Consider the following 3,223-nt stretch of genomic DNA (forward strand, 5'->3'; position numbering starts at 1 on the left):
AACACACACAAGCGGCTTCACCCTCCATAACAATCGCTTCGGGCAGAGGATGTGCCTTGACGCTGACCTCAACGGTCACAGCTCCAATGGCACGAGGGTCCAGCTCTGGGCCTGCAATGGATCCGTACAGCAACGGTGGTACTACGAGGGCGATCCGTACACCACTGGGGCGTTGATTCGTAGCGTGCAGTGGCCAGCGATGTGCCTCGACGCGGATACGAACACCATCGACAGTAACGGCACAAAGGTCCAGCTCTGGACGTGCAATGGGTTCGCGCAGCAACGTTGGTACTACCGCGGGGGCGATGGGGCGAGCGCCTATCAAAACGGGTGGAACGCCCCGTACGGACGGTGTCTCGATGCCGATGCCAACGCTGGATGGGATGGCACAAGGGTGCAGCTGTGGGACTGTAACCAGACCACGCAGCAACAGTGGCAGGAGTAAACTTTCCGACGCTCCAGGTAATCCCCGGATACAAATTTCAGATGGCTGTATTCTCCTGGCGAACGCGCTCCGCGCGGTCGCCCTCGGGGTCCGGAGGATCGCTCCCCGGAAAGGCATAACGACTGGTAGCAAGGCCGACGAGAGTCGGCGAGCAGCATGATCGAGCGCGTGGAGACAAGGGGACTTGAACCCCTAAAGTGTCGGTCAAGTAGTGTAGATCCGCTCCAAAGTCGGCCAATTGTCTATGATCAAGTATCATCGAATCATGGAACTGAGGGGCCAAACGGTCGTGATAGCAGCCATTTTCACACTCAATTTCTTGATCGAAACAGGACGTGTGACTACCTGACCGGCGTTCTAACTCCTGCCTTGCAAAGTTGGCCCCATCCGTCCGTTTCAGCGGAAGGGATCGCGGCCGATGAAGCCGAGCAGCCGGGTCTGCGGGCCGGACCCGTCCGGTACCGGCACCCGGGCGCCGTAGTGGCCGGAGGATCTGATCGCCTCCTCCATCCGCTCCATTCCGGCCAGCAGCTCGGCACAGAGCTGCGGATCGAGCCGGTCGTCCTGGCCGGTGGCTCGGGCCAGGTCCCAGGTGTGCATGAAGACGTCGCAGGTGTAGAACCGGTCCACCGCGACGGCGAGCGGCAGCTCGCCGACGCGCGGGTTACGCAACCTGCGGCCGGCTGTCGCCGGGTCGTCCAGAAGCTGTTGCACGGCATCCGCGTGCACCTGCCACGCCCCCGCCGGGTCGTCATCCGGTGACGGACCACGGGCCAGCTCGATCCCGGTACCAGCCGTCAGGAAGGCCGGGAACCACTCGCACAGATGGCGGATGACGTCGCGCGCCACCCATCCCGCCACCGGCGCCGGCGCATCCCAGTCACGGGTGCCGAGCACCCGGTCGGTGAAGGTGCCGGCGGTCCGCCGGTGTCGCTCGGCCGGCCGGTCGGCGGGCGACACCGGGGAATGTGCCATCTCAGACGCTGCCGGCGCGCAGCAGGGCGTCGAGCTTGGTGTAGCCCTCGTCGATCCCGGTCTCCATCCCGCTGCGCAGCCAGGCGTCCCGGCTCTCGAAGCTGTCCACCAGCGACTGGGCGTGCAGCCTGGTGCGACCGTCGCCGAGGTCCTCGAACCACAACGTCTCGAGCGCGACACCGTCCGGGTCGCCTTCGAACGTGAAGGTCTGCACGATCCGGTCGGTGCGGACCTCGTGGAAGCAGCCGTGGAAGCCGAACTCGTTGCCGTCGCGGGCTGCGACATAGCGCCAGCTTCCGCCGGTCCTGGCGTCCCAGTACTCGATCCGGGTCGCCAGCCCGTTCGGCCCGACCCATTGCACGAACAGCGTGGGATCGGTGTGGGCCCGGAACAGCTGCTCCGCAGTGGCCGTGAAGTCGCGGGTGATCCGGATGATCGGCACGGTCTTGTCGGCCTCGATCACGGCGGTCTCGATGGTGTCGATTGTGTTCATCAGGCTGTTCCCTTCATGGGTCGTTCGTCGTTGCGGGCGCCGTTCGTGGAGTCGCTGGTGGCGTCGTCGTTCATGGCGGCCAGCACAGCGTCGAGGCGGCGGTACCGCTGCTCGGCTCGGCGGCGGTATCGCTCGATCCATGCGGTCATCAGGTCGAACACCTCCGCTTCGAGGTGCACCGGGCTGCGGTGGGCCTCGGCGGTACGGCTGACCAGGCCGGCCTGTTCGAGCACCTTGAGGTGCTTGGAGACCGCCTGCACGGTGACGTCGTACGGGTCGGCGAGCTCGCCGACCGTGGCGTCGCCGTCGGTCAGCCGTGCGACCAGGTCACGCCGGGTCGGGTCCGCAAGAGCTGCGAAGACCCGGGAGAGCTGATCCACAACGGCCGCTCCTCAACCAATTGGTTGAGGATCAATTTAGCGCCGATCGAGCCGTCCGTCAATCAATCGGTTGACGACTACGGGCCGCCGGCAATCTCCGCCTCTCCTCCACAGCGCACCGAGCATCGACGCCAGGAGGACACCGATAGGGAGCACAAAAAACGACACGGCGGAGGACCGGGACAACGGGTAGCGCGTCCTGTCTACACCGTTGGCTACATCTCGATCACCACGCGAGACGAACCACCTACGCAAGTGAGCCAGTGTGGACCTTCGCACCCGTTACTCGAACCCGCCCGGCCGAGCGAAGCTCGGCATCGGGGGGTCCGGGGGACGGGCTCCTCGCGGTGACCAGCCAGCAGGCCACCGGCGGCCACCTACACGATGCGACCCGCGGAGTCCTCCGACCGGGCCTGGTCTCCATCGCGACCGGCCGCGACGTCGCTGACATGGTCCTCATCGGCGTCATGCGGGGCATCGCATCCCTCCAGGCGGTGGAAGTCACCGTGATGGTCTCCGACTCACTCCCCGTCGAGGACCATCACGCCTCCCACCGACTCGACTGACCGCCGCCGCCCCGATCAGAGCACCCACCCGCATGGGCGGTCAGGACGGTCGGCGGCGAGCTATCACGGGTAGACCACGGACGGCAGGCGCGGCCACCTCCGCACGGGAAGCGAAGATCATGATGGGCGATACCAGCCGACTCGACGCAATCGCCTCGCGCATGCTCACCGCGGAGCGGGCTACTCGTGGCGTCCGCCACCTCGCCAACGCGGCGGTCGAACTCGGGGAAACGGTGGACACCGCCGGTGTGGCCGCGGTCCTCTCCGAGTACCGCCAGGCGTACCGCGAGGTACATGACGTGCTCACTAGCGGTGATCCAACCGACATCGTGTACCTGGCCGCACAGTTGGACCAATCCTGACC

Annotated in this window: 6 protein-coding genes; 3 read left to right on the top strand and 3 right to left on the bottom strand. The window is 65.8% G+C overall.

The window, feature by feature from the left end; all coding sequences use genetic code 11:
- Nucleotides 1-445 (top strand): RICIN domain-containing protein (locus DD1DGNOD_RS00255; RefSeq protein ID WP_165036305.1); only part of this gene is annotated, 445 nt, incomplete at its 5' end.
- Nucleotides 446-841: 396 nt separating this feature from the next.
- Here DD1DGNOD_RS00255 and DD1DGNOD_RS00260 read toward each other — a convergent pair.
- The 3 genes from DD1DGNOD_RS00260 to DD1DGNOD_RS00270 are packed head-to-tail and all read right to left on the bottom strand — an operon-like array spanning nt 842 to nt 2,293.
- Nucleotides 842-1,420, bottom strand: coding sequence for a TIGR03086 family metal-binding protein (locus DD1DGNOD_RS00260; RefSeq protein WP_131769172.1), 579 nt, complete (start codon nt 1,418-1,420; stop codon nt 842-844).
- A gap of 1 nt (nt 1,421) precedes the next feature.
- Entirely contained in the window at nt 1,422-1,913 is a 492-nt protein-coding gene (locus DD1DGNOD_RS00265) for an SRPBCC family protein (RefSeq protein ID WP_131769173.1), read from the bottom strand.
- Nucleotides 1,913-2,293 carry an ArsR/SmtB family transcription factor gene (locus DD1DGNOD_RS00270; RefSeq protein ID WP_131769174.1) on the bottom strand — a complete coding sequence of 127 codons (381 nt, stop codon included), beginning with the start codon at nt 2,291-2,293 and terminating at the stop codon, nt 1,913-1,915. The genes DD1DGNOD_RS00265 and DD1DGNOD_RS00270 overlap by 1 nt, the downstream gene beginning before the upstream one ends.
- 347 nt (nt 2,294-2,640) lie before the next feature.
- On the opposite strand from DD1DGNOD_RS00270, the gene DD1DGNOD_RS00275 reads away from it, so the two are divergent.
- Both DD1DGNOD_RS00275 and DD1DGNOD_RS00280 read left to right on the top strand, forming a co-directional pair.
- Nucleotides 2,641-2,859: a hypothetical protein gene (locus DD1DGNOD_RS00275; protein WP_131769175.1), complete on the top strand. Its 219-nt coding sequence runs from the start codon at nt 2,641-2,643 to the stop codon at nt 2,857-2,859.
- A 119-nt stretch (nt 2,860-2,978) separates the two neighbouring features.
- Complete coding sequence (locus DD1DGNOD_RS00280) at nt 2,979-3,221, top strand: hypothetical protein (protein ID WP_241255365.1); 243 nt, start codon at nt 2,979-2,981, stop codon at nt 3,219-3,221.
- Nucleotides 3,222-3,223: the final 2 nt, after the last annotated feature.

The organism is Candidatus Protofrankia californiensis (genome assembly GCF_900634765.1).
Taxonomy (GTDB): Bacteria; Actinomycetota; Actinomycetes; order Frankiales; family Frankiaceae; genus Protofrankia; species Protofrankia californiensis.